The organism is Dyadobacter sp. SRI_021, assembly GCF_057586235.1.
This window is the reverse complement of the sequence record NZ_JBYCZM010000003.1, coordinates 195,800-220,035: the sequence shown is the minus strand read 5'-3', so window position 1 is coordinate 220,035 and position 24,236 is coordinate 195,800. Positions and strand designations below refer to the sequence as shown.

Sequence of the window (24,236 nt, the reverse complement as noted above, 5' to 3'; positions counted from 1 at the left end):
AGCCATTATAACTATCAATTTACCGAAAAAATTGCGTTCCGGATGGCGGCCCGAGGTTTTGCGGCAAAAAATCAATTTCCGCTTGGTTTAAACAAATTATGTATCATACTTTTAGGAAAAAATATAAAAAGCATCAATTTCTATACAATTAACCATATTTCCCTATGAAGATTACTGTTGTAGGTGCGGGTGCGGTAGGCGCAACCACTGCCGATAATATCATTCGTCGTGAGCTGGCTGAAGAAGTGGTGTTGCTGGATATCAAAGAAGGCGTCAGCGAAGGTAAGTCACTGGATATGTACCAGACAGCCGCTTTGCTGGGATTCAACACCAAGCCCATCGGCTCGACCAATGATTACGAGAAGACCAAGGGCTCTGATGTGGTAGTAATCACTTCCGGACTGCCTCGTAAGCCGGGGATGACCCGCGAAGAGCTGATCGGCATCAATGCAGGAATCGTAAAGGGAGTTACAGAAAACCTTTTGAAATATTCGCCGAAAGCGATCGTGATCGTGGTTTCCAACCCGATGGACACGATGACCTACCTGGCGCTGAAAGATTCCGGTATCCCTAAAAAACGCCTGATCGGTATGGGCGGCGCATTGGATAGCGCACGCTTCAAAACCTACCTCGCAATGGCTATGGACGTTTCGCCGCTCGACATCCACGGAATGGTAATCGGCGGGCACGGTGATACTACGATGATCCCGCTGACGCGTCTGGCTACCTACAATGGTATCCCGGTAAGCCGCTTCCTCTCGGCCGACCAGCTCGAAAAAGTGGCTGCCGACACGATGGTAGGCGGTGCTACCCTCACCAAACTCATCGGCACTTCGGCATGGTACGCGCCGGGCGCAGCCACGATGATGCTCGTGGAAAGCATTGTCCGCAACCAGAAGCGCATTGTGCCTTGCAGCGTTTACCTGAATGGAGAGTACGGCCAGAAGGACATTTGTATGGGTGTGCCGGTAGTTTTGGGTCGCGGAGGCTGGGAAAAGATCATCAATCTGCGCCTGAGCGATGCCGAAAAAGCGGCGTTTGAAAAGTCAGCAGAGGCCGTTCGGTCAATGAATGCCGCTTTGAACTTGTAAGCGAAACTTAAATAACTAAAATACAGGCCGGTCCGGGTTTCCGGGCCGGCTTTTTCTTTGCATTACCATTTGGTTTTGGCATCGACTTATTTTAACTTATGATTAAATAGTATAATAAATTGATAATTTAATACTATTTATCTATCAACAAACATTTCACTCTTTAAACACACAGTCTATGAAAAAAACACTATTACTTCTGCTTTTTATCTCCGCTTCACTTGGCTCCCTGGCGCAGTCCGTAAAAGGGAAGATCACCGACGAAAAGAATGGGGCTCCGCTACCGGGCGTCTCGATCCTCGTACAGGGAACCAACACCGGTACGGTGACGGACCCAGATGGAAATTTTTCCCTAAATGTGGCCGACGGCACTTACAACATCGTTATTTCCTTCATCGGCTATACGCCCAAGATCGTCCCCGCAGTCGTCTCGGCGGGACAATCTTCACCGTTGAATATAGCGTTGGCCGAATCTTCCGAAGTGCTGGGCGAAATTGTGGTAACAGGCTCTCGCAGCGGCGGGCGCTCGCGTATTGACTCCCCTGTTCCGGTGGATATTATTCCGGTATCACAAATCACAAATAGTGTCGGGCAGGTGGATATCAACCAGATCCTGACATACATCGCGCCTTCGTTCCAGTCGTCGCGGCAGACGATTTCCGATGGGACCGACCACATCGATCCCGCGCAGCTACGCGGCCTTGGGCCCGACCAGGTACTCGTGCTTGTGAACGGTAAAAGGAGGCACCAGTCGTCACTCGTGAACGTGAATGGCACGGTTAACCGGGGCACGGTAGGCACCGATTTGAATGCGATACCGGCGACTGCGGTAGAGAAGATCGAAATCCTGCGTGATGGGGCCGCCGCGCAATACGGTTCGGATGCTATTGCAGGGGTGATCAACATCATATTGAAAAGCCGCACCGGGCTGAGCGGAAACGTGTCGTACGGCGAAAACGTAACGAGCTACGACAAGAACTACATTATCAACAACAATAAGGATGCATCCGTAAACATTACGGATGGTGGTACCGCACAAGTAGGCCTCAATTACGGGCTGAAAGTGGGGCAGAAAGGTTTCGTAAATATTACCGGCGAATATGTGAAGCGCGGAGCGACCAACCGCACCGGTACCTACACCGGTCAGCTGTTCCCGGCTGTCGACGGCAAGGTGATCGATGACGAGATTCTCGCGCAAAGAGGGCTCACCCGTAACGACTTCGATATGCGGATCGGTAACTCGGAAGTAAAAGGCGGCGGCGTGGTGATCAATGCAGACATACCACTCAACGAGCGGCTGGATGTATATGCATTCGGCCAGTATAACAACAAGAAAGGAAATGCGGCCGGTTTTTACAGGTATCCCAATGGCGTTCCTGCGGCTGTGCGTACGAATGTCTTCGCGGTGTATCCCAATGGATTTTTGCCCGAAATCAATAGCGATGTGACCGATATTTCGGCAGCTGCGGGTATCCGGGGAAAACTGGGCGAATGGCGGTTCGACCTCAGCAACACTTTCGGCAAGAACGATTTCGATTACCGCATTACCAATTCCGTGAACTACACCCAGGCTGTATCGATCGCTAATTTTCAGCGGGAGTTCAATGCCGGAGGCAATGGATTTTCTCAAAATACCATTAACCTCGATTTCGGCCGGAAATTCGAAGTGCTGCACGGCTTGAACGTCGCCTTGGGCGCCGAACAGCGAAGTGAAAAATATACGATCACGGCCGGAGAGGAGGCTTCCTACAAAAATTATGATGTAGCAGCAGGCGTGGCCGCAGGCGCGCAGGTGTTCTCGGGGTTCTTTCCGCAGAATGCCGGATCGCATTCACGGCACAGCGTGGCCGGCTATCTGGATCTCGAGCAGGATATTACCGAATCGTGGGTCCTCAGCGCAGCACTCCGTTTTGAAAACTATTCTGACTTCGGAAATACCCTCAACTACAAGGTTGCGACCCGCTACAAAATCACCGAAGGCTTTGCATTGCGAGCCTCGGCCAGCAGCGGGTTCCGTGCGCCGTCGTTGCAGCAGCGTTATTATGCCAAAACCAATACCCTCTTCGTGACTCAAAATGGCCAACAGGTTGCGCAGGAAAGCGGCACATTCACCAACGACAGCAAACCGGCTGAAATCCTGGGTATTCCAAAACTCAAACAGGAAACTTCGCAAAGCTTTACGGTAGGATCCACTATCCAGATCAGCAATGCATTTGAGTTGACTGTCGATGCTTACCAGATTGATATCGACGACCGCATTGTGTTGACAAACAATTTCAATGACGGCGGTAATGCCAATCTGAAAGCCCAGCTGGCCGCAGCCAATGCGACGACGGCCAATTTCTTTTCCAATGCAGTTGACACGCGTTCACGCGGGATCGAGGGCGTGCTTTCGTACAACACCAAGTTCGGCCGTACCCAATCATTGCGGGCAGTGCTGGCAGGGACATTTATCCAAAACAAGGTCAAAAAAGGTGCCGACGGCAAACCTATTATCCATGCGTCGGATATCCTGGTGCAGACCAACCAGGTTAATACCTATTTCAACCGGGAGGATTTGAGCCGTTTCGAGATCGCAAGCCCGCGGAACAAGCAAAGCCTGACGATTAACTATAAGTTAGGAAAATTTGGCGCGATGCTCCGTGGCGTGCGCTTTGGAGAGGTAACTTATTGGGACCCGACCATCGACCCCTACAAGCCGGATGCATGGCCTGTAAACGCATTAACCGGGCAAAAAGAAACGCTCGACCAGACCTTCGGCGCCAAAATGGTGACCGATATCGCATTGAGCTATGACGTGGTGAAAGGCATCGGCCTCACCATCGGCGCAAACAATGTGCTGGATGTGTATCAGGACAAGCACACCCATTCGGGCAATGTGAGCTCAGGCCGCTTCGTATACTCCCGCCGTGTGCAGCAAATGGGTTTCAACGGCCGGTACTTATTTGCCAGGGTTAATTTCAATTTTTAAGTCAATTTAAATGCAAACATCCCGGGTCGGTTTCGGCCCGGGATGTTTGCATTTAAATTGAAATCTGATATTGCAGCGTCCAGCTGCCTTTCCGGCCATTCTTTTCCAACTCATTCATAACCGAAGCATTTTTGTAAACCGGCCGGTTCTCATAATTGAGCGACAGTTTGCCGTTATGCCCTTTGATCAGCCAATTCACGCCTACGTTGTAGACATTCGTCGCATCCTGCAACCGGTCATAGTCACCGCGTTGCAGCGAGGCATAGGGCATCAACGTACCCTGGTTCCCCAGCAAGCCCTCCTTTAATTTATAACCAGCCTGCGCGTAGATCACATTGCCCGTTCCGAACATCGGGTAGGCGTTCCCGTGCGTGCCGCCTACACCCGCGATGGGCTGTGTGGTTCCGGTAGCCGGGTTCATAATGCCGTTGTAACGGAGGTAGCCCTTGCCATAATCTGTTCCGAAATAACCGACGTAGGCCGACAATGCAGTTCCTTGCTCTGCATTCAAAGGCATATCCAGGTAGGCGGCTACCGACCAGAGTGTCATGTTGCTGTAAAGCGTATCCACCGCTTCTTTGCGCCAGGTCGCATTTTTCTGGGAAGTAATGCCGGCTTCTACATTCAGCACTTTGCGTTTACCGAGGTAGGTACCCGTCATGTAGCCGGGCGTCGTATTGTCTTCAGTATCGAAAATATTGTAAATGAATAACCCCTGGAATTGTTTACTGTTTTTCCGCTGAGCGAAAACGGCGTTCTGATTCAGCGCAGCCGGTGTGGAGCCGCTGGTTTCAACCGGAAAAGGATCGGCCACACCGACACGGTAGTTGAGCTTCCCAATCTGCCCGCGGCTGTAAACGGTCAGCTTTCTGGAAAACTGGTCGGTTTGATCAACCGTAGCCTGCGCGAAGACGGGGACGTCCATGGTCATAATGGTACCAATGCTGGGCTGCGAAAAGCGGGAGAAGCCGCTTACGATCGTAAGCCCGCCACCGAAACGGATAAAATTGCTGCCTTTCCGCTGCACCTCATATTCGCCGACGGCATCATGGAAAAACGCCGCGATCTTACGCTGGCTAGGGGTGCCGGCAGTATTGTAAGCAGGAAATGCACTCACCTTGTTAAAATTGTTCATTCCGAACTGCGTATAGAAAAATATCCGGTCAGTAAGCTGGCCGAACAACTGCATGCGGGTACGGCGGAGCCCAATGTCGAAAGTGTTGGTCTTCGGGTCGCTTAAAACAGTGGTACCGGGATTGTTATCATTCAGCCTCAGCCATACCTGATTCGTGAATGTGAATTTTACATAATGTGAACCGGATTCATTAAGATTGTAACGAATATCATTTCGCTTGTTGTTGTCCTGCGACATGGCAGGCTGCGCCGCGGCAGCCGTGCCGAGGAGCATGAGGGAAAGGAATTTTTTCATTAAGAGTACTATTGAGTTAGATACACACCGACATCGTTATAAAACCCTTCTGACAGAGCTAAAAACGACATTAGTAGTTAATTGAAAATAATATTGAACACGGTAGCAAAACGACTTGCAAAAAGTCATTTCCCAGGCCGGGCCTTCAAATATAAGGCGGGTTGCGCTACTGCCATACTCTTTTGGGCGACAATCTTCCTCCCCGTTTTCGCGCAGGAAACACCCCCTTTGATCAACTATCCGGCCACACTTTACAAAGCCCACAACCAAAACTGGGACATTTGCCAGAGCGCCGACGGGTTGATTTATTCCGCCAATTCCGACGGTCTGCTGGAACACGACGGAGCATCCTGGAAGCTATATCCATTGCCCGATGGTCAGATCGTTCGGACGGTACTTTACGACGAGCAATCAACCGAACCAGTCGGAGGAAAAGTCCTGAATCGGACGACTCAACCCGAACAGCGCATTTATGTGGGCGGCTTTTCGGAGTTCGGGTATTGGAAAAAAGAAGCAGACGGCCAGCTGAAATATTATTCGCTGAGTAAAAAAGCTGGCTTTGCGAGCCTGCGCACTGAAGAGATTTGGCATATTCTTAAAACGCCCAAATACATCTATTTCCAGTCTTTTTCGAACATTTACCGGTATGACGGCAAAAATCTGAAAGAAATCAAAGGGCCGGGCAATATCATGTTCATGCGATTCGTACAAAACCGCGTGCTGGTACAATCGATCGGCCGTGGTATTTATGAGTTAAAAGGAGAGCGGTTCGAACCATTGCGCGGCACCGAAATCCTTTCGCCTGCCACCGTTTCTTCCATTCTGCCTTCCCCCAATGGCGGCATTCTGATCACGACGACCAAACATGGACTGTACATTTGGCAAAACGGGGTGCTCACTCCCTGGGATATCGCCATTTCCGGGGAATTGAAAAGGAATATTATTAACCGCGCTATCGTAATGACACGTGATAGCAGTGTCGTTTTCGGGACAATACAAAATGGCGTTTACGTCATTTCCAGGAATGGCGCATTGAAATATCAGTTCAACAAGGAAACCGGCTTGCAGAACAACACGGTACTGGCTCTGGAAGAAGATGCGCAGCAGCAGCTCTGGATCGGCCTCGATCAGGGAATCGATATGATGAAAATGTCCTCGCCGATTATAGCCTACCAGACCAATGATAATCCGTTAGGTTCTACCTACGCAGCCGCCATCTGGCATGGGAACCTCTACGTAGGGTCTAATAAGGGCGTATTTGTTAAAAAATGGCTTTCCCCCGAACCGTTCCGGCCCGTGTGGGGTCTTGAAGGGCAAACCTGGACACTCAAAGTAATCGACGATCAGCTGCTTTGCGGCCATAACGACGCGACCTATCGCATTTCGGAAAACGGCGTAACAAAAATCTCCAATATCAACGGCGGCTGGGTATTTGTTCCCGTGCGAAACGGAAACGATACACTTCTGTTGCAAGGCGCCTATGTGGGCCTGCATGTGTACAAAAAAGACGCTCGCGGTGCCTGGGCATACGCCTATCCCGTCAAAAAGCTGCCACCCATTCCGATCCGGCAGATCGCACACGACAATTCGGGCACATTCTGGCTCGGACATGCCTATAAAGGACTGTTTCAGGCTAAGCTGACGCCAGCACTGGATTCTGCCCTGTCATGGAGAGAATTTAAAGCCCCGCAGGAACTACCCAGCGAATTTTCCATCGAAGTGGTTCAGTGGTTGAATGGACAAGTGCGCGTACGCTCGGGCAATGCTTTTTTCCAGCCTGATCCATCCGGCAAGCTCGTTCCAAGTGCGGATTTTCCCAGGGAAGAGGAAAATTACAAAATACGGACAGGTCCTCAGGGTGACTGGTTCAAAGTGTTTATGAACCGTGTAGCATTCTATCAGCGGGGTAAAGAAACCCGAAACCTCCCGCTCACACTTGTGCGCAATAGTGAAACGGTGGTAGCGCTCTCAGAGGACTACTATTTCTTCTGCCTCGATAACGGGTACGCATTATACAATCGTAAATCGCCCGATGAGCAAAATGAGGCCGCCGGCCCGCCGGTGGTCCGCAGAGTAGCCAACCTTCGTAATCTGAACGAAACCTTCCCGATTTCAGGCAGTCCGTCACTTCCCGCCGAAGTACGGTCATTGCGCATTGCATTTGCCTTGCCGGTGTACGGCCAGAACGTGCAATATAAGTACCGGCTCAAAGGCCTGACCGACCAGTGGTCGGAATGGACAGACCAAAGTTTTGTGGAATTTACAAACCTGGAATCGGCAGACTATATTTTCGAAGTAAAGAGCAGCGTCAACGACAGCATCGGGACCTGTCATTTCAGCGTGAAGCCCTATTGGCGCGAGACATTGTTTGCCAAAATACTCTTCGCCGTGCTGGTCGCGTTGGCTTTGGCCGCATTAATCCTCTATCAGGAAAAACGGCTTGCACGCCACCGCCGGAAGCTGATTGAGGAGCAGGAAGAAAAGCTGCGCCAGCAACGCCTTTCCAGTGAAAGGAAAATCATGCAGATCCAGAATGAGAAACTACAAAGTGAAATCCAGAGCAAGAGCCAGCAACTGAGCAATGTGGCGATCAACGTGGTGAGGAAAAACGAGATCCTGGAAGAGATCCGCGATGAACTGAAACAGGTAAAAGCCGAAATGGGGCAACAGCTTCCCAATATCCATTATCAGAAACTCCTGCACAGTATCGAACGGAATGTCGCGGGCAAAGACGACTGGGTTTTATTTGAACAAAACTTCGACGAAGTACACGAGCAGTTCTTCAAAAGGCTGCGCCAGATATACCCTACCATTTCCCCTTCTGAACTCCGGCTGGCGGCATGCCTTCGCATGAATCTTTCCACTAAAGAAATGGCCCCCGTACTGGGGATTTCCGTCCGCGGTGTGGAAATCAAGCGCTACCGGCTCCGTAAAAAGCTTGGATTGGATAACGATGCTAATCTGGCCCAATTTATGATGGACATTTGACGCGATTGTACTAATCCGCTACCCTACGCCTTATTGTACCAGCAAACCTTGCATTATTCTCATTGATGTAGTGGTGATGTAGTACTTTTTTTGATTCCTCCCCCGCTTGGAACTTAATTTTGAAGTCAATAAATTCTTATAATAATTCAATCACCAATTTGAAACTGATGAAAACTATTGTACGATTACTGTACATGCTCGTTTTCCTGGCATTGGGAAGTTTCTCCTACGCGCAGGAAATAAATGTGACTGGTAAAGTCACTTCGAGTGCCGACAATTCGGCGCTGCCGGGCGCCAGCGTGCTCATCAAAGGCACTACCACTGGTGTTCCTACCGATGCCGATGGTAACTACGCTATAAAAGTCCCTTCTTCCCAATCTGTTCTTGTCTTTTCCATGATCGGGATGGCTACCCAGGAAATCACGGTGGGTAACCAGACAACACTTAACGTTGCATTACAAGAAGACGCCAAGGCACTGACCGAAGTGGTGATCATGGGTTATGGTTCACAGAAAAAACTCGACGTTACCGGTGCTGTCGCGCAGATCAAAGGGGCGGAAATATCCAAGCAGCCTTCTATGAATGCCGTCAGCGGTTTGCAGGGGAAAGTCGCCGGGGTGCAGATCAACAACTCTGGTAAACCGGGAGAGGCACCGCAAATCCGTATCCGCGGTGTTGGAACGGCCTATGGTAGTGCTAACCCATTGTATGTAGTCGACGGCGTTTGGTTCGACGATATCAGCTTCCTCAACTCGGGCGACATTGAAAGTATGAACATCCTGAAAGATGCGTCCAGCCAGTCTATTTATGGTGTGCGGGCAGCTAACGGGGTAGTTTTGATTACTACTAAAAAAGGTAAATCGGGAGCCCCTGTTATCGACTACAATGGCTTTGTAGGTTATCAGAAGGTGACTAATCAGATCAAAATGGCGAACGCGAATGAATACGCTACGATGATCAACGAATTGAGCCGCATCAATGGAAAATCAGATATCCTCGATCCTTCGCAATTCGGCGAAGGCACCGACTGGTACCACCAGATCCTGCGTAATGCATTTGTGACCAATCACCAACTTTCGATCAGCGGCGGCGGTGAAAAATCCACCTACAACTTCTCATTAGGCTACCTGGATCAGGATGGTATTGTTGAAAAGAACAATTTCAAACGCTATACAGCCCGTTTGCAAAACGATTTCCAGGTTTTGAAAAACCTGAAAGTGGGTTACTCCGCAACCGGCTCTTTCAGTAAATCAAGAGACGAGGCGGGCGGCATTTTCCGTCAACTTTATGCAGCAGGTCCTGTGGTACCAGTTTATTATGCCGACGGTACCTATGGTGATCCTACCGATTACAATCTGGGTGACGGTAACAACTTCAACCCGCAGGTTACGATTGATTTCTACAACCAGAATACCAAAAAGACACTTCTTACAGGTAATGCGTATGCAGAGCTCAACATCCTGAAAGGCTTGACATTCCGCACCAGCCTCGGTGGACGTTACGGACAAGACGAAACCCGTACCTACGTGCCGCAATATGTTGCCACGTTCAAACAACGCAACACCACCAGTTTCCTCGAATTCGTACGCCCGCAGACACGCTACTGGATCTTTGAAAATACATTGACCTATACCAAAGATTTCGGTGAGCATAGCATTACAGCCCTCCTCGGTCAATCCGCTCAGCGCGACCAATCGTACAAACTCACTGCTAATGCACTGAATGTACCTTATTCCAGCGAAGGTGACCTTTACCTCGCATTGGGCAGCGCAGATGGCCGCAATGTGAAAGACGAAGGCGATCTCGGAACGTATGCTTCCTATTTCGGTCGTGTGAACTACTCTTTCGGCGAGCGCTATATGCTGAATGCTTCTCTGCGTGCGGATGGCTCATCCAAATTCTATCAGGGCGGCAATGCCTGGGGTTATTTCCCATCGGTGGGTGCAGGCTGGGTAATCAGCAACGAAAGCTTCATGAAAGACCAGACGATTTTCGATAATCTGAAAATCCGCGGTAGCTGGGGTAAAATCGGTAATGCGTCCGTTCCTTCCAACTTGTCGACGCTCACAGTGGCGACCGGCGGCGGCCTGGCGGCGATCTTCGGAGGTCAGCTGAATACCGGTGCGAGCATTAACTCCATTATCCCTCCTACCACTTATTGGGAGCGTGGTGTAGGTACCGACGCAGGTATCGAGGCTTCCTTTCTCAAATCGAGACTGACCGTTGAATTGGATTATTATATCAAGAAAACCGAGCGTGCGATCTTTGATATTCCGGTGTTGACTTCCATTGGTACAAGCTCCGGTCGTATTGTAGGTAATCAGGCCGATTTCCAAAACAAAGGTTTCGAATTTGCCTTGAACTGGCGCGATGAAATCGGTAAGGATCTTTCTTACAGCATTGGTTTCAACGGCGCGGTGAACAACAACAAAGTGCTTTCGGTATCATCCGGTGCCAACCCTATTTATGATGGCGGCGTGGGTCTCACCAGCGGTGCACTCGCTACACGCACCCGCGTAGGCGACCCGATCGGTTCTTTCTATGGCTACGTGGTCGACGGTATTTTCCAGAACCAGGAAGAGATTAAAAACTCGGCACAACCTAATGCCAAACCGGGTGATTTCAGATACCGTGACATCAGCGGAACCAATGGAGTGCCAGACGGCACAATTTCCGGTCTCGACCGCCAGGTAATCGGCAACCCTAACCCGAAATTCACCTACGGTATCAACACCAGCTGGAATTACAAGAACATCGACCTTATGCTCGACTTCCAGGGTGTTGCCAAAGTAGATATTTACAATGCCAACATGGGCTGGCGCTATGGTAACGAAAACTTCACGAAAGATTTCTACGATAACAGATGGCATGGCGAAGGGACTTCAAACACCTATCCTTCTGCCAATATCGGTGGAGGCCAGAATTATCTGCCCAATACATTCTTTGTACAGAGCGGCAGCTATTTCCGGGTTAGAAATGCGCAAGTCGGTTACACTTTCCCGCAGGCATTCAACGAAAGGTTGAAAATCCGCAAGCTGCGTCTGTATGCGAATGCGCAGAACCCTCTGAACTTCTTTAAATACAAAGGCTTGTCACCGGAGGTAAGAGCCAACGAAAACAAACCGACCCAAGCCGGTATTGACGCCAACGTGTACCCGCTTTCAGCGACCTACAACTTTGGTATTAACGTCACTTTCTAAGATCACAAGCGATATGAAAAATATAAATTTTAAAACCAATTTGAAGCAGAAAGGGCTATATCTCGGGCTTGCAGCACTCCTGATCGTCCCTTCCTCCTGCAGCGACAGCTTTCTCGATGTTGATCCGCAGGGAAAACAGGCCGGCGCCGTGTTCTGGGTAAATGAAGCGGATGCTACAAAGGCCGTGAATGCGATGTATGCCAATTTGCGGAGCTGGAACAACACCGCTTTCGCGGCTATCGCGGTCGAAAGCATGGGTTCCGACGATGCCGAAAAAGGCAGTACGCCTTCAGATGCGACTTTCTTCAACCAGTATGATACTTTCACGGTAGGTTCCACAGACGGCCAGCTCGGAGGTTTCTGGGAAGGACAATACCAGAACATCAACTACGCCAACCAGGTAATCACCAATATCCCGGCGATCAGCATGGACGAAAACCTGAAAGCGAGATATCTTGCGGAAGCGAAGTTTGTACGTGCTTACTCGTATTTCAGATTGGTGAGAGCATTTGGTGATGTGCCTTTGCGGTTGAGCCTGCCCAAAGACGCTTCGGAATACAACTTGCCCCGCACACCCAAAGCGGATGTGTACGCAGCCATTGAAAAAGACCTGAGCGAAGCAGCGGCGGTATTGCCGCAGAACTACGGCGCCGCTGACCTCGGCCGTGTGACCAAAGGTGCCGCACAGTCATTGCATGCCAAAGTTTCGATGTATCAGGGAAAATGGCAGCAGGTGTTCGATCTGACAACCCAGGTGATCAATTCAGGCCAGTACTCGCTCTTTGCCGACTACGAGGCATTGTTCCGCATTCAGAACGAGAACTCCAAAGAGTCGGTGTTTGAAATCCAGAATGAACTGATACCTTCCAACAAGGATGCATCCAACTCACAGTACTCACAGGTACAGGGTGTACGCGGCGTCACAGGTGGCGGCTGGGGCTTCAATGTCCCTACTGAGGCGCTTTCAAAATCCTTTGAAGCAGGCGACCCACGCCGCGACGCGACCATCATTTACCGCGGTGAGACAACCCCTGCCGGCGACGCGATTCCTGCAACGGGTGACAACCCGATGTACAACCAGAAATCGTATGTACCGTTCAAGTTGTACGTAACCGGGTTCAATGAAGGTTCTCAGCAAAATGTACGCGTGATCCGGTATGCGGAAGTGCTTTTGATGAATGCCGAAGCGGCTAACGAAATCGGGAATACCACTCAGGCGCTGGCGTCACTCGAGTTGGTGCGCGCACGGGCAAGAGGGGCTAGCAAAACCATCCTTCCAAAGGTTACTACCACCGACAAAGCCGCATTGCGTCTGGCGATCTGGAACGAGCGCCGTTATGAACTGGCAATGGAATTCGACCGCTATTTCGACGTGATCCGCCAGGGACGCGCAGCTGAAATCTTCGGACCGAAAGGCTGGAAAGCCGGCAAAAACGAGGTATGGCCGATCCCTCAGAACGAAATCGACCTTAGCGCAGGCGTGCTCACCCAGAACCCAGGTTATTAATCCAAAACCACGATCTATCGATGAAAACTTTTAAGAATAAACTGACCGTGGCATTGTGTGCAATGACGGTGCTCGGCGTGACCTCTTGCTATGAAAAGTTCGATCCAGAAAGTTACGCGCCCAGCGTGACGATCGGCGGCTTTACAAGCTCCGACGAAATCGCGAAGGCCAATCTGGTGGCACATTTCCCTTTTGACGGCAACTATTCCGATGTAGTTTCCAACACGGCCGGTACCAATACCGGTACCACGTTCGCCAATGGCCTGAAAGGCCAGGCGATGAAAGGTGCCAAAAATGGCTACGTACTTTTTGACCCGACGGCTGCAATCCTGGGCTTGAAAAGTTTCACCATGACCTATTGGGTAAACAGCCCGTCGACCAAATCTGCCGGTGGAATCATCGGGCTTGTGGGTTTGTCTCAAACGGACGGTTTCTGGGGAAACATCGAGACTTTCTTCGAAAACGGCGGCACTGATACCGATGGTATTTTCAAAGCTCACATTCAGAATGACAAAAAGGACACATGGATTGCTAAGGAAGGCATTGTTAACCTTTACAACTCCTGGACGCATATCGCATTGTCTTATGACGCCACTTCATCAACTTTCAACATATACGTGAATGGTTCCAAAACGGCAACGAGCACCGTGGCGAACTTTGGCGACCTGAAATGGGCGAAACCGGGCAAAATGGTATTCGGTACAGTACAGTTCCAGACCAAGCCGAGCCTTACCTCGGGTGCTTCGGCACAAGACTGGGCAAGTTACCTGACAGGCCTGCTCGACGAGGTGCGGATTTATAACGTGGCTTTGAAAGATGCCGAAGTAGATGCACTGGTTAAACTGGAATCAAGAGGGAAATAATGCCTTTTAAACACTTCCTCTTTCTTAGTGTAATTATCTGGCTTGGGGCTTCCTGCAAATCGGAAAAGGAAGACCCCGGGCCATCCAGTCCAGGAATACCAACCTCATTCGGGTTCAACAGCCTGAACGTTAACGGGACCTATTCCGGATTCAAATACAATGATGTAAACCTGAAACCCAAAGTCAGGTTTACATTTTCCGCCCCGCTCAGCAATACGACCCTCGCGAGCGGAGTTACTTTCCGATCCGCTGCCGGCGAAGCGGTTCCGTTTACATCCACTCTGGAAGGCGGCGACAGTTCGGTGGTGATTACTCCCTCCGCCGATTTAAAATATCTCACAAGCTACTCGGTTACCGCTACCAAGGCATTGAAATCCAAAGCCGGCGGAATGCTATTGAACGAGGTCAAGGTTGAATTGATCACCGCGCTGGATTCCACCGACAAGTTTCCGGCTATCAGCGACGAAGCACTGCTGACACTGGTGCAGCAGCAAACATTCAAGTATTTCTGGGATTTCGCGCACCCGGTCAGCGGGCTTGCGCGCGAGCGCAACACCTCCGGCGATGTGGTCACCTCCGGCGGAAGCGGCTTCGGCATCATGACCATCCCCATTGCCATCGAGCGTAAGTTCATCACACGGGCGCAGGGCCTGGAAAGAATGCAGAAGATCGTAGGCTTCCTGAAAAAGGCGCAGACATTTCACGGTGCTTTCCCGCATTGGCTGAATGGCGCTACGGGTGTGGTCGTACCGTTCAGCGATAAGGACAATGGCGCTGATTTAGTAGAGACTTCCTTCCTCGTTCAGGGATTGCTTACAGTTCGTCAGTATTTCAGTGAAAGTAATGCCGCTGAAAACGCGTTGCGCGTTGATATCAATGCAATCTGGGAAGCGGTTGAATGGGACTGGTTCCGAAAAGGCAACGAAAATGTGCTCTACTGGCATTGGAGCCCCAATTACGGCTGGGAAATGAACCACCAGATCAAAGGCTGGAACGAATGCCTGATCACTTATGCCCTGGCGGCTTCTTCGCCCACGCATAGCATCAGTAAAACGGTTTATGACAACGGCTGGGCAGGTAACAGCACATTTACCAATGGAAAGGAATATTACGGTATCGCATTGCCGCTCGGCGAACCGTTGGGTGGCCCGTTATTCTTCTCACATTATTCGTTTTTAGGTTTAAACCCGACGGGGCTGACCGACCGTTTTACCAATTATTTTACCCAAAACAAGGCCCATACCCTCATCAACTATAACTATTGTAAAACAAACCCGCAGCAATATTACGGGTACAGCGACCAGTGCTGGGGACTCACGGCCAGCGACATCCCGAACGGGTACAACGCCAACTCGCCGAGCAACGACAAGGGGGTGATCACGCCCACGGCCGCATTATCCGCATTCCCGTACACGCCCGTGGAGTCGATGAAAGCCCTGAAATTCTTTTACTACAAATTGGGCGACAAGCTCTGGGGTGAATATGGTTTCCACGACGCATTCTCGCTGGACCAGCTCTGGTTCGCCGATTCCTACCTGGCCATCGACCAGGGACCTATTGTAGTCATGATCGAAAACTATCGCACGGCACTGCCCTGGAAGCTCTTCATGAGTAGCCCCGAGGTGAAGGCCGGCCTTACAAAGCTCGGATTCAGCAGTCCGGCGCTTTAACAGTACTTATCCCGCCAATCAACATTACTCGACTATGAAACTATACTTCCGACTACTACTATGCCTCACCCTACTTGCCGGTTCGCAGGTGAATGGCTGGGCGCAAAAGAAAAAATCAGCCGCAGCGAAGCCCGCAGCATTCAATCCGGCCGACCGGCCTAAAAATCTTTCCGATACCGCATTGCTGGAACTTGTTCAAAAACAGACATTCCGTTATTTCTGGGATTTTGGACATCCCGTCAGCGGTCTGGCTCGTGAGCGAAGCAATATCGCATTCGACTACGGCGATGAGGTCTGCACCATCGGTGGCACCGGATTTGGTGTAATGGCAATGGTAGTTGCGGCCGAACGGCAATGGCAGCCACGCGATTCCGTAGCGGCCCGACTATTAAAAATGGTCAAATTCCTCTCGAAAGCAGATCACTACCACGGCATTTTCCCTCACTGGCTCAATGGCGCGACCGGCAAAATCGTGCCGTTCGGCCGGAAGGACGACGGCGGTGACCTGGTTGAATCTTCCTTCCTGTTTCAGGGATTACTAGCCGTAAGACAATATTTCGATCGCGATACCGACCTCGAAAGAGAACTCCGCAACCGCATTACCTGGATCTGGAACGAGGCCGAATGGGACTGGTACACCCGCGGAAATCCTAACCAGCTCTACTGGCACTGGAGCCCGAACAACGGCTGGGCGATGAACTTCGAGCTGCGCGGCTACAATGAGACATTGATCACCTACATTATGGGAGCGGCCTCTCCGCGTTACCCGATTACCCGCCAGGTTTACGACAAATGCTGGGCACAAAGCGACCATTTCCGCAATGGAAAGGAGTATTACGGCGTGAAGCTGCCGCTCGGATTTGAATATGGCGGACCATTGTTTTTTACGCATTACTCATTCCTCGGCCTCGACCCGCGCCATTTGAAAGATCAGTATGCCAATTATTGGGAGCAGAATGTGAACCATTCACTGATCAATTACAAGCATTGCGTTGCTAATCCCGGCAAGTTTAGGGGATATGGCGAAAACAGCTGGGGACTGACCGCGAGCGATACCTACAATGGCTACAATGCGCATTCACCGACTAACGATTTTGGTACGATTACACCTACCGCGGCATTGTCTTCATTCCCTTACACACCGGAGCAGTCGATGAAGGCATTGCGCCATTTTTACGATGACCTGGGTGACAAAATCTGGTCGGAATACGGCTTCACCGACGCATTCAATGAAACGCAGAACTGGTATGCCAAATCGCACCTGGCCATCGACCAGGGACCGATTATCGTGATGATCGAAAACTACCGGACCGGCTTGCTCTGGAAGCTTTTTATGAAAGATCCGGAGATTCAGGCAGGCTTGAAAAAACTCGGATTTGAAAGTCCTGCTTTGGCCGCAGCCAGCAGAAATTAACCGCCTTTTAGCCAATATTCACAGGAAGACCGGCCATATGCTGGTCTTTCTGTTTTATAGAATATAATTGTACCTTGATACCGTTTTTGAAAAGCAAAGAAGTGCTAATCTAAACGTAAATCCCTATGAAACCACTCTACCACAAAGCTGCTTTGCTGATCGCGCTGAATGCATTCGCCTTGTACGGATCGGCACAGATATGGACGGTTTCCGAACCGGAAAACCTGCCCGAAAAGCGGCACGAAAACGCGATGGCCACGGCCAACGGAAAGTTGTACCTGCTGGGCGGGCGCGGTATCAAGCCGGTTGATGAATACGATTTCAAAAAAGATTCCTGGAAAAGCCTCGCGCCGTCGCCGCTTGAAATGAGCCATTTCCAGGCGGTCAGTTACAAGAATGAAATTTACGTACTCGGCGCATTCACGGGTGGTTATCCGCACGAAGTACCGATTCCGGATATTTACATTTTCAATCCTGCTAAAAACGAATGGCGCAAGGGAGCAGCCATCCCTGAAAACCGCAGGCGCGGTGCGGCAGGCGCATTTACGTTGAATGACAAGATCTATCTCGTATGCGGCATCCAGGACGGTCACTGGGATGGCCAGGTTACCTGGCTCGACGAGTTCGATCCTGCTACCGGCACCTGGAAAACGCTCGCCGACGCTCCCCGCCCGCGCGACCATGTGCAGGTGGCCGTACTGAACAACAAACTTTACGTCGCAGGCGGGCGCCTCTCGACTGCGCGTATCAATCAGGTCTTGAATACCGTTATAAAGGAAGTGGATGTTTACGATTTCAAGACTGGTAAATGGACCACCCTGGACGCGTCGAACAATCTTCCTACCCTTCGTGCAGGCAATACTACCGTCGTTTATGACAATAAAATACTCGTAATTGGCGGCGAAAGCGACGCACATCAGGAGGCACATAATGAGGTGGAAGCATTCAATCCGCAAACCCAGAAATGGGAACGCTTGCCCTCTCTTCACCAGGGTCGTCACGGCACACAGGCGGTGGCATTAAACAAGAAGATTTACATTGCAGCAGGCTCGGCCAATCGTGGTGGCGGCCCGGAACTGAACGATATGGAAATACTCGATAAATAATACACTTCATTACTAACCCCCATTCAAATGCTCAAAAAACTCGCTGGTGTCTGTTTGCTGTTTGTTTCAATCTCTTCTTTCGCGCAGCAGAAGACATTCACCCACGCCGACACACTACGAGGCTCCATTACCCCTGAACGGGAATGGTGGGACCTGACCTACTACCACCTCAGCGTAAGGCCCAACGATAAAGACAGTACGCTTACCGGCAGCACGGTGATCAGGTACAAGGTCCTGAAACCCTACCAAACCATGCAGGTGGATTTGCAGGAGCCATTGCAGATCACCAAAGTGGTGCAGGACGGCGAGGCGCTTACCTACCGCCGCGATGGCAATGCATTTTTTATTACGCTCAATAAAAAGCAGGAAGCTGGCAAAACTGAATCCATTGAGGTTTTCTACGGCGGAAAACCCCGGCTCGCGAAACGCCCGCCCTGGGACGGAGGCGTGCAATGGGTCCCCGACGGCAAAGGCAATACTATCATTTCCACCTCTTGCCAGGGATTGGGCGCGAGCGTATGGTGGCCCTGCAAGGACCATATGTACGACGAACCCGACAGCATGCTCATCAGTATGACCGTTCCTAAAAATGTCATGGATGTATCAAATGGGAATCTGCTGTCGGTAGTCGAGAATAGCGACAATTCGCACACTTTTAATTGGGTGGTCAAAAACCCGATTAACAACTATGGGGTGAATATGAATGTGGCCAACTATGTAAGCTGGAAGGAGACATTCAAGGGCGAGAAAGGAGATTTGCAGGTTAGCTACTACGTTTTACCCCAAAATTTGGAAAGGGCGAAAGAGCAGTTCAAACAAGCTCCGAAAATGCTGAAAGCCTTCGAGCACTGGTTTGGTCCGTACCCTTTTTACGAAGACGGCTATAAGCTCGTAGAAGTACCCTACCTCGGCATGGAGCATCAGAGCTCGGTTACCTATGGCAATGACTACAAAATGGGCTATCGGGGTAAAGACCTGTCAAATACCGGCTGGGGCCTGAAATGGGACTTCATCATTATCCACGAGAGCGGGCATGAATGGTTTGCCAATAATATCACCTACAAAGACGTAGCCGATATGTGGGTGCACGAGAGCTTCACCAACTATTCCGAAAACCTTTACACCGAATATTACTTCGGAAAAAAGGCCGGGGAAGACTATGTAATCGGGACCCGCCAACTTATTGCGAATGATATTCCTATTGTAGGTATTTATGGAGTTAATCAGGAAGGCTCGAAGGACATGTACTACAAAGGCGGGAACATGCTCCACACTATCCGCCAGATTGTAAATGACGACGAGAAGTGGCGCCAGATCCTTCGCGGATTGAACAAGACCTTCTACCATCAGACGGTTGACGGCTCTCAGATTGAAAACTACATCAGCGAACACGCGGGCAGGAATCTCTCAAAGGTTTTTGATCAATATCTGCGCGACGTACGGATACCTGTTCTGGAATATGCATTTACAGGAAAAGGCCTGCAATACCGGTGGATCAACACAGTTGAAAACTTCGATATGCCCGTCAAAGTGAAACTTGCCAGCGGGAAAGAGGAATTCCTCTTTCCGACCAAAGACTGGAAAACCTTGAAAGTGAAAGGCGACAAGTCATTAACCGTAGACCGGAACTTCTACGTGGAAGCCAAAGAATCAAAACAGGCTTCTTTATAAGTCCCAGCATTCCATAATCAGAAGGTCGCCCTTCTGCGCGGAAACTCTGACCATGCCATCAGCCTCGGCTTCATTACTGCTGCCGGTTCTGTGACCCATCGTCAGGGTTTCGTTATTTAAGTTGTATTTCAAGCCGGAAGTCTCAATGCCTTCCACAGTACCTACCGGAATCAGGGAAATAGGCGTACCGGCGGCATACCACTTTTCAAACGTACCGGTAAGCGGGAAAATCTTGGAATAGTCGTCCAGCAGCACCAGTTTGATCTTATCCTTGTAGCGAACGAGATCAGTAATGTTCGTAATCGCATGATCTGCCCGGCGTCCCGTCGCCCAAACGATATTTGCGGCCGGGAAACCTCTTTCGATCAGATACTCGATGGCTTTGTTCAGATCGGTCTTTTCCTGGTCGGGAGTGTTAATGATTTCAAGCGGGTGCTGGCGTTCGCGTATCATTTCTACATTGTGCGGCGTATCAAAGTCACCCATCCAGGCATCTATTTTGATCCCTAAATCCAAAACCCGGTAAATGGCATGATCAAGTACGACAATATAAGGGCTCCATTCCAGCAACTGACCCAACAATTCCGGAGAGCAGGCTTCCCCATTGGCAATAATTAAAGCAGGCTCCTGCTTCTCCCGAACGATGTGGTGTGATGACATTAGTTATAGTTTAGTCTTTATCAGCTCAGCAAGTGTCTCAATGCCCTTCGTCATCTTACCGAACTGTCCACTCATGACATTCAGGCGATCCTTGATTTCGGCCACATCAGTTTTAAGAACCGCTACATCTGTTTTAAGAACCGATACATCTGTTTTGAGAACCGCTACATCTGTTTTGAGAACCGCTACATCTGTTTTGAGAACCGCCACATCGGCTTCAAGGCTATCCATTCTGCCTTCAAGTCTGTCCATTCTACCTTCGAGTCTGTCCATTCTACCTTCGAGTCTCTCAAACCTCCGGTCTTGCGCGGCGAATTTTTCGTGGACGAGCTTGAACTCGTTTCGCATTTCGTTGAATCCATTGTTGACCGTGGTTGTCAATGTGGCTAATCCAGTTGCTATCATCTCAATTTGCTTTCCATGTTCAACAGTGACGTTTTCAAGTTGCTCAATGCGTTGTTCTAGATACATACTCAATGTGTTTATAGTGTATAAAAATGGTTTTCAAACCGGATGTAATCCGACTCGTTTATTTATACGCTGCATTCAACATTTGGTAACATCATTCGGAACGAAATTTTCACACTTCCATTTTTTTCGCCCGGTTCCAGTAAATATCCATTTCCTCCAGCGTCATATCGGACAGCGATTTGCCGTCGGCCTTCGAGGCTTCTTCCAGATATTGAAACCGGCTGATGAACTTCTTATTGGTCCTTTCAAGGGCCGTTTCGGGGTTGATATCTACAAATCTGGAATAATTTACCAATGAAAATAGCAGGTCTCCAAATTCTCCTTCGGCCTCTTTTTGATCGATGACATCGGCCGATTCGATATTGAAGTTCTGCTTGAATTCGTGCAACTCCTCTTCCACTTTGGCCCATACCTGCTGCTTTTCATCCCAGTCGAATCCAACGCCTCTTGCTTTCTCCTGAATGCGCATTGCCTTCACGAGCGCAGGCAGGGATGCAGGCACGCCCGACAGTACGGACTTATTACCTTCTTTCAATTTCAGCTTTTCCCAATTCTGCTTCACGGCCTCTTCAGTATCAGCCACAAAATCACCGTAAATATGCGGGTGACGGGCCACGAGCTTGTCGCATATGCCGTGCAGCACGTCCTTTATATCGAAGTTGTAGGTCTTGCCTTCCGCCTGCTCCGAACCGATTTTGGCATAAAAAACAATATGCAGCAAAACATCCCCAAGTTCCTTCTGGACTTCGGGCAGGTCGTTGTTCAATATGGCATCGGAAAGTTCGTAGGTTTCTTCGATCGTCAGGTGCCGCAGGCTGTCCATGGTCTGTTTTCTGTCCCACGGGCATTGCTCCCGGAGCTCGTCCATGATCGTCAACAAACGGTCGAAAGCCATGAGCTGTTGCTGGCGGCTTTCGGGAAGGTCACTGAATTGTTTTTCCATATCGCAAAGATACGGTGAAACCTGTTACTGCCCTGGCACCAGTGGTAATTTAAAGGCTGTCTGGATGAGATTACTCGTACATTTGGCAATAATGCGTCCGTGCGCATTTACCAGCCGCCCTTCCACATGAACGACATTTTTCCCCGCCCGTATTACAGCGGATTTCGCCACCAGCACATCGCCTGCTACCGCCGGATTGAGAAAATCGCAGTTCAGATTGACGGACGTGAACCCAAACTCCCGCCCCATGGCATACACCATTGTACCCACAATATCATCCAGGATCGTAGCTGCAATACCACCGTGCAACGTACCCATGGGATTGCACATATCCTCTCGCACGAGATATTCCACTTCCATCGCGCCGTCCTCGATGGTAATGAGTGTTCCGTTCAGCCATTTGGCTACCGGAGAGAAGTGCCGGTCCATCGGCTTGCCGATAAGCGTCCGAAGAAAAGATAGCCGCTTGTTTTCAGTCTGCGAATCAGAGAGTGAGTGTGTGTTCATAGCTTCATCAAAGGTTTGTACAGAATGAAAGTGATCTTCTAAAAATAGTAATTATCGTAGAAAAATTGATGGCTACAAGTCAATGCTATGGATTTTATTGTTACGTATCGAAGGTTATTACTACCTTTGCCGGAGTTTTTTTGCCAGAGATAAATGCTTACTCATATATGAATTTTACGTTATCGCAGGTTCCCGAGCGTTCCCAGAAACCCAGAACAAAAGGACTTACCATGGTGATGGACAAGGGGCTGAGTGTCAGGGAAACAGAAGATATGCTGTCCACCGCATCGCCTTATATTGATATCGTAAAGCTGGGTTGGGCCACTTCGTTCGTAAGTCCGAACCTGAACGAGAAGCTGGCGGTTTATAAAAATGCCAATATTCCCGTGTATTTCGGGGGAACATTATTCGAAGCATTCGTGGTCAGGAACCAGTTTGACGACTACCGTAAGCTACTGGATAAATATCAGCTGACTCACGCAGAGGTTTCCGACGGCTCCATTGAAATGCCGCAGGATATTAAATGCGAATACATCAACAAGCTTTCCCAACAGGTTACCGTTCTTTCAGAGGTAGGTTCCAAAGATGAGAACAAGATTATCCCGCCCTACAAATGGATCCAGCTGATCAAATCTGAATTGCAGGCAGGTGCATGGAAAGTGATCGGGGAAGCCCGTGAGTCGGGGAATGTGGGTTTATTCCGCGCAAGCGGCGAGGTGCGCCAGGGGCTCGTGGAAGAAATCCTTACGGAAATTGCATTTGAAGATATGATCTGGGAAGCCCCCCAGAAATCACAGCAAGTATGGTTTGTGAAACTACTCGGCGCCAATGTCAACCTGGGCAACATCGCTCCAAGCGAACTGATACCACTCGAAACGATCCGCCTCGGCCTTCGCGGGGATACTTTCAACCACTTCCTGAATACGAAGACGAAGCAGAAGTGGAAAATCGATTCCAAATAGGTCAGGACTCATAAAAACAGATTGTCAACTTAACGCATAGCTATGGAATTTTTAACGCAGTTCATTGATTTCTTCCTCCATCTCGACAAGCATTTGTTCAACATCGTGGAAGAATATGGTACACTCACTTATGTCATTCTGTTTTTGATTGTCTTCACCGAAACCGGGCTGGTCATCATGCCACTGCTTCCCGGCGACTCGCTCCTGTTTGCCGCCGGCGCCATCGCCGCCAACGAAACCACCGGCCTGAACGTCTGGCTGATCATTATTATCCTCATTATCGCAGCATTGCTAGGTGACAATGTGAATTACTTCATCGGAAAAACTTTCGGCGGACAAATCAAGAAACGGGAGAAGATATTATTCCTGAAAAGAGAATATCTTGAAAAGACCGAAGCATTCTACGAAAAGCACGGCGGTAGCACCGTAATCATGGCACGCTTCATCCCCATTGTCCGCACGGTAGCGCCATTCGTGGCAGGCGCAGGCAGCATGAACTATTCCAGATACATTATCTTCTGCATCATAGGCGCATTGCTTTGGGTTCCTACCCTCACGCTACTCGGCTATTTCTTCGGAAATATGGAGATTGTTAAAAAGAACTTCGAGCTGGTTATCTTTGGGATCATCGGAATCTCCATTCTGCCAATGATTTTCTCTTATCTAAAAAGCCGGTTCGCAAAGCCGAGTGCGGCGTAGAAGACTTCGGCTGTCGGCTATCGGCAGTCGGCTTTTATTTCTGATGATATTTCAATTAAGTATATAAAGATAAGGCGTTGCAAG

Annotated in this window: 17 protein-coding genes; 12 read left to right on the top strand and 5 right to left on the bottom strand. The window is 49.8% G+C overall.

The features are described 5' to 3' along the window. Positions 1–164 precede the first annotated feature (164 nt). Together mdh and AC2YIT_RS10275 are read left to right on the top strand one after the other, a co-directional pair. Complete coding sequence (mdh, locus tag AC2YIT_RS10280; RefSeq protein ID WP_223402136.1) at positions 165–1,091, top strand: malate dehydrogenase; 927 nt, start codon at positions 165–167, stop codon at positions 1,089–1,091. A gap of 178 nt (positions 1,092–1,269) precedes the next feature. Continuing rightward, positions 1,270–4,062 carry a TonB-dependent receptor gene (locus AC2YIT_RS10275; protein WP_487279113.1) on the top strand — a complete coding sequence of 931 codons (2,793 nt, stop codon included), beginning with the start codon at positions 1,270–1,272 and terminating at the stop codon, positions 4,060–4,062. A 52-nt stretch (positions 4,063–4,114) separates the two neighbouring features. On the opposite strand, the gene AC2YIT_RS10270 is transcribed toward AC2YIT_RS10275, so the two are convergent. Next, positions 4,115–5,491: a hypothetical protein gene (locus AC2YIT_RS10270; RefSeq protein WP_430844436.1), complete on the bottom strand. Its 1,377-nt coding sequence runs from the start codon at positions 5,489–5,491 to the stop codon at positions 4,115–4,117. 93 nt (positions 5,492–5,584) lie between these two features. On the opposite strand from AC2YIT_RS10270, the gene AC2YIT_RS10265 reads away from it, so the two are divergent. The 8 genes from AC2YIT_RS10265 to AC2YIT_RS10230 all read left to right on the top strand — a co-directional run bounded on the left by AC2YIT_RS10265 (position 5,585) and on the right by AC2YIT_RS10230 (position 19,910). Then, positions 5,585–8,479 carry a triple tyrosine motif-containing protein gene (locus tag AC2YIT_RS10265; RefSeq protein WP_487279112.1) on the top strand — a complete coding sequence of 965 codons (2,895 nt, stop codon included), beginning with the start codon at positions 5,585–5,587 and terminating at the stop codon, positions 8,477–8,479. Positions 8,480–8,646: 167 nt separating this feature from the next. Then, on the top strand, positions 8,647–11,679 hold the full coding sequence (locus tag AC2YIT_RS10260; protein WP_487279111.1) for a SusC/RagA family TonB-linked outer membrane protein: 3,033 nt from the start codon (positions 8,647–8,649) through the stop codon (positions 11,677–11,679). Positions 11,680–11,692: 13 nt separating this feature from the next. Further along, entirely contained in the window at positions 11,693–13,186 is a 1,494-nt protein-coding gene (locus AC2YIT_RS10255) for a RagB/SusD family nutrient uptake outer membrane protein (protein WP_430844430.1), read from the top strand. 20 nt (positions 13,187–13,206) lie between these two features. After that, positions 13,207–14,049 carry a LamG domain-containing protein gene (locus AC2YIT_RS10250; protein WP_430844429.1) on the top strand — a complete coding sequence of 281 codons (843 nt, stop codon included), beginning with the start codon at positions 13,207–13,209 and terminating at the stop codon, positions 14,047–14,049. Next, the gene (locus tag AC2YIT_RS10245; protein WP_487279110.1) at positions 14,049–15,719 is read left to right on the top strand and encodes a glucoamylase family protein; all 1,671 of its coding nucleotides are present in this window, start codon (positions 14,049–14,051) and stop codon (positions 15,717–15,719) included. The genes AC2YIT_RS10250 and AC2YIT_RS10245 overlap by 1 nt, the downstream gene beginning before the upstream one ends. A gap of 34 nt (positions 15,720–15,753) precedes the next feature. Then, complete coding sequence (locus tag AC2YIT_RS10240; RefSeq protein WP_487279109.1) at positions 15,754–17,133, top strand: glucoamylase family protein; 1,380 nt, start codon at positions 15,754–15,756, stop codon at positions 17,131–17,133. A gap of 125 nt (positions 17,134–17,258) precedes the next feature. Next, a complete protein-coding gene (locus AC2YIT_RS10235; RefSeq protein ID WP_487279108.1) occupies positions 17,259–18,239 on the top strand; it encodes a Kelch repeat-containing protein in 981 nt (326 codons plus the stop codon). Positions 18,240–18,266: 27 nt separating this feature from the next. Then, positions 18,267–19,910, top strand: coding sequence for a M1 family metallopeptidase (locus tag AC2YIT_RS10230; protein WP_487279107.1), 1,644 nt, complete (start codon positions 18,267–18,269; stop codon positions 19,908–19,910). On the opposite strand, the gene AC2YIT_RS10225 is transcribed toward AC2YIT_RS10230, so the two are convergent. From AC2YIT_RS10225 to AC2YIT_RS10210, 4 genes are all read right to left on the bottom strand, one after another. After that, positions 19,905–20,570, bottom strand: coding sequence for a thiamine diphosphokinase (locus AC2YIT_RS10225; RefSeq protein WP_430844422.1), 666 nt, complete (start codon positions 20,568–20,570; stop codon positions 19,905–19,907). The two genes, AC2YIT_RS10230 and AC2YIT_RS10225, sit on opposite strands and share 6 nt — an antisense overlap. Positions 20,571–20,573: 3 nt before the next feature. Continuing rightward, positions 20,574–21,041 (bottom strand): zinc ribbon domain-containing protein, encoded by a 468-nt coding sequence (locus tag AC2YIT_RS10220; RefSeq protein ID WP_487279106.1) that lies wholly within the window; start codon positions 21,039–21,041, stop codon positions 20,574–20,576. 109 nt (positions 21,042–21,150) lie between these two features. Then, complete coding sequence (gene mazG / locus AC2YIT_RS10215; protein ID WP_487279105.1) at positions 21,151–21,984, bottom strand: nucleoside triphosphate pyrophosphohydrolase; 834 nt, start codon at positions 21,982–21,984, stop codon at positions 21,151–21,153. A 24-nt stretch (positions 21,985–22,008) separates the two neighbouring features. Then, entirely contained in the window at positions 22,009–22,491 is a 483-nt protein-coding gene (locus AC2YIT_RS10210) for a PaaI family thioesterase (RefSeq protein ID WP_430844417.1), read from the bottom strand. A gap of 167 nt (positions 22,492–22,658) precedes the next feature. On the opposite strand from AC2YIT_RS10210, the gene AC2YIT_RS10205 reads away from it, so the two are divergent. Together AC2YIT_RS10205 and AC2YIT_RS10200 are read left to right on the top strand one after the other, a co-directional pair. Next, complete coding sequence (locus tag AC2YIT_RS10205) at positions 22,659–23,453, top strand: phosphosulfolactate synthase (RefSeq protein ID WP_430844415.1); 795 nt, start codon at positions 22,659–22,661, stop codon at positions 23,451–23,453. Positions 23,454–23,495: 42 nt separating this feature from the next. Next, the gene (locus AC2YIT_RS10200) at positions 23,496–24,152 is read left to right on the top strand and encodes a DedA family protein (RefSeq protein WP_430844414.1); all 657 of its coding nucleotides are present in this window, start codon (positions 23,496–23,498) and stop codon (positions 24,150–24,152) included. Positions 24,153–24,236: the final 84 nt, after the last annotated feature.

What these genes read in the sequence shown, in the direction of transcription:
- AC2YIT_RS10255 (WP_430844430.1), top strand. Translation starts at nt 11,693, where the DNA reads ATGAAAAATATAAATTTTAAAACCAATTTGAAGCAGAAAGGGCTATAT.
- AC2YIT_RS10235 (WP_487279108.1), top strand. Translation starts at nt 17,259, where the DNA reads ATGAAACCACTCTACCACAAAGCTGCTTTGCTGATCGCGCTGAATGCA.
- AC2YIT_RS10205 (WP_430844415.1), top strand. Translation starts at nt 22,659, where the DNA reads ATGAATTTTACGTTATCGCAGGTTCCCGAGCGTTCCCAGAAACCCAGA.
- AC2YIT_RS10200 (WP_430844414.1), top strand. Translation starts at nt 23,496, where the DNA reads ATGGAATTTTTAACGCAGTTCATTGATTTCTTCCTCCATCTCGACAAG.
- mazG (WP_487279105.1), bottom strand. Translation starts at nt 21,984, where the DNA reads ATGGAAAAACAATTCAGTGACCTTCCCGAAAGCCGCCAGCAACAGCTC.
- AC2YIT_RS10270 (WP_430844436.1), bottom strand. Translation starts at nt 5,491, where the DNA reads ATGAAAAAATTCCTTTCCCTCATGCTCCTCGGCACGGCTGCCGCGGCG.
- AC2YIT_RS10245 (WP_487279110.1), top strand. Translation starts at nt 14,049, where the DNA reads ATGCCTTTTAAACACTTCCTCTTTCTTAGTGTAATTATCTGGCTTGGG.
- AC2YIT_RS10260 (WP_487279111.1), top strand. Translation starts at nt 8,647, where the DNA reads ATGAAAACTATTGTACGATTACTGTACATGCTCGTTTTCCTGGCATTG.
- AC2YIT_RS10220 (WP_487279106.1), bottom strand. Translation starts at nt 21,041, where the DNA reads ATGTATCTAGAACAACGCATTGAGCAACTTGAAAACGTCACTGTTGAA.
- AC2YIT_RS10275 (WP_487279113.1), top strand. Translation starts at nt 1,270, where the DNA reads ATGAAAAAAACACTATTACTTCTGCTTTTTATCTCCGCTTCACTTGGC.
- mdh (WP_223402136.1), top strand. Translation starts at nt 165, where the DNA reads ATGAAGATTACTGTTGTAGGTGCGGGTGCGGTAGGCGCAACCACTGCC.
- AC2YIT_RS10230 (WP_487279107.1), top strand. Translation starts at nt 18,267, where the DNA reads ATGCTCAAAAAACTCGCTGGTGTCTGTTTGCTGTTTGTTTCAATCTCT.
- AC2YIT_RS10240 (WP_487279109.1), top strand. Translation starts at nt 15,754, where the DNA reads ATGAAACTATACTTCCGACTACTACTATGCCTCACCCTACTTGCCGGT.
- AC2YIT_RS10225 (WP_430844422.1), bottom strand. Translation starts at nt 20,570, where the DNA reads ATGTCATCACACCACATCGTTCGGGAGAAGCAGGAGCCTGCTTTAATT.
- AC2YIT_RS10210 (WP_430844417.1), bottom strand. Translation starts at nt 22,491, where the DNA reads ATGAACACACACTCACTCTCTGATTCGCAGACTGAAAACAAGCGGCTA.
- AC2YIT_RS10250 (WP_430844429.1), top strand. Translation starts at nt 13,207, where the DNA reads ATGAAAACTTTTAAGAATAAACTGACCGTGGCATTGTGTGCAATGACG.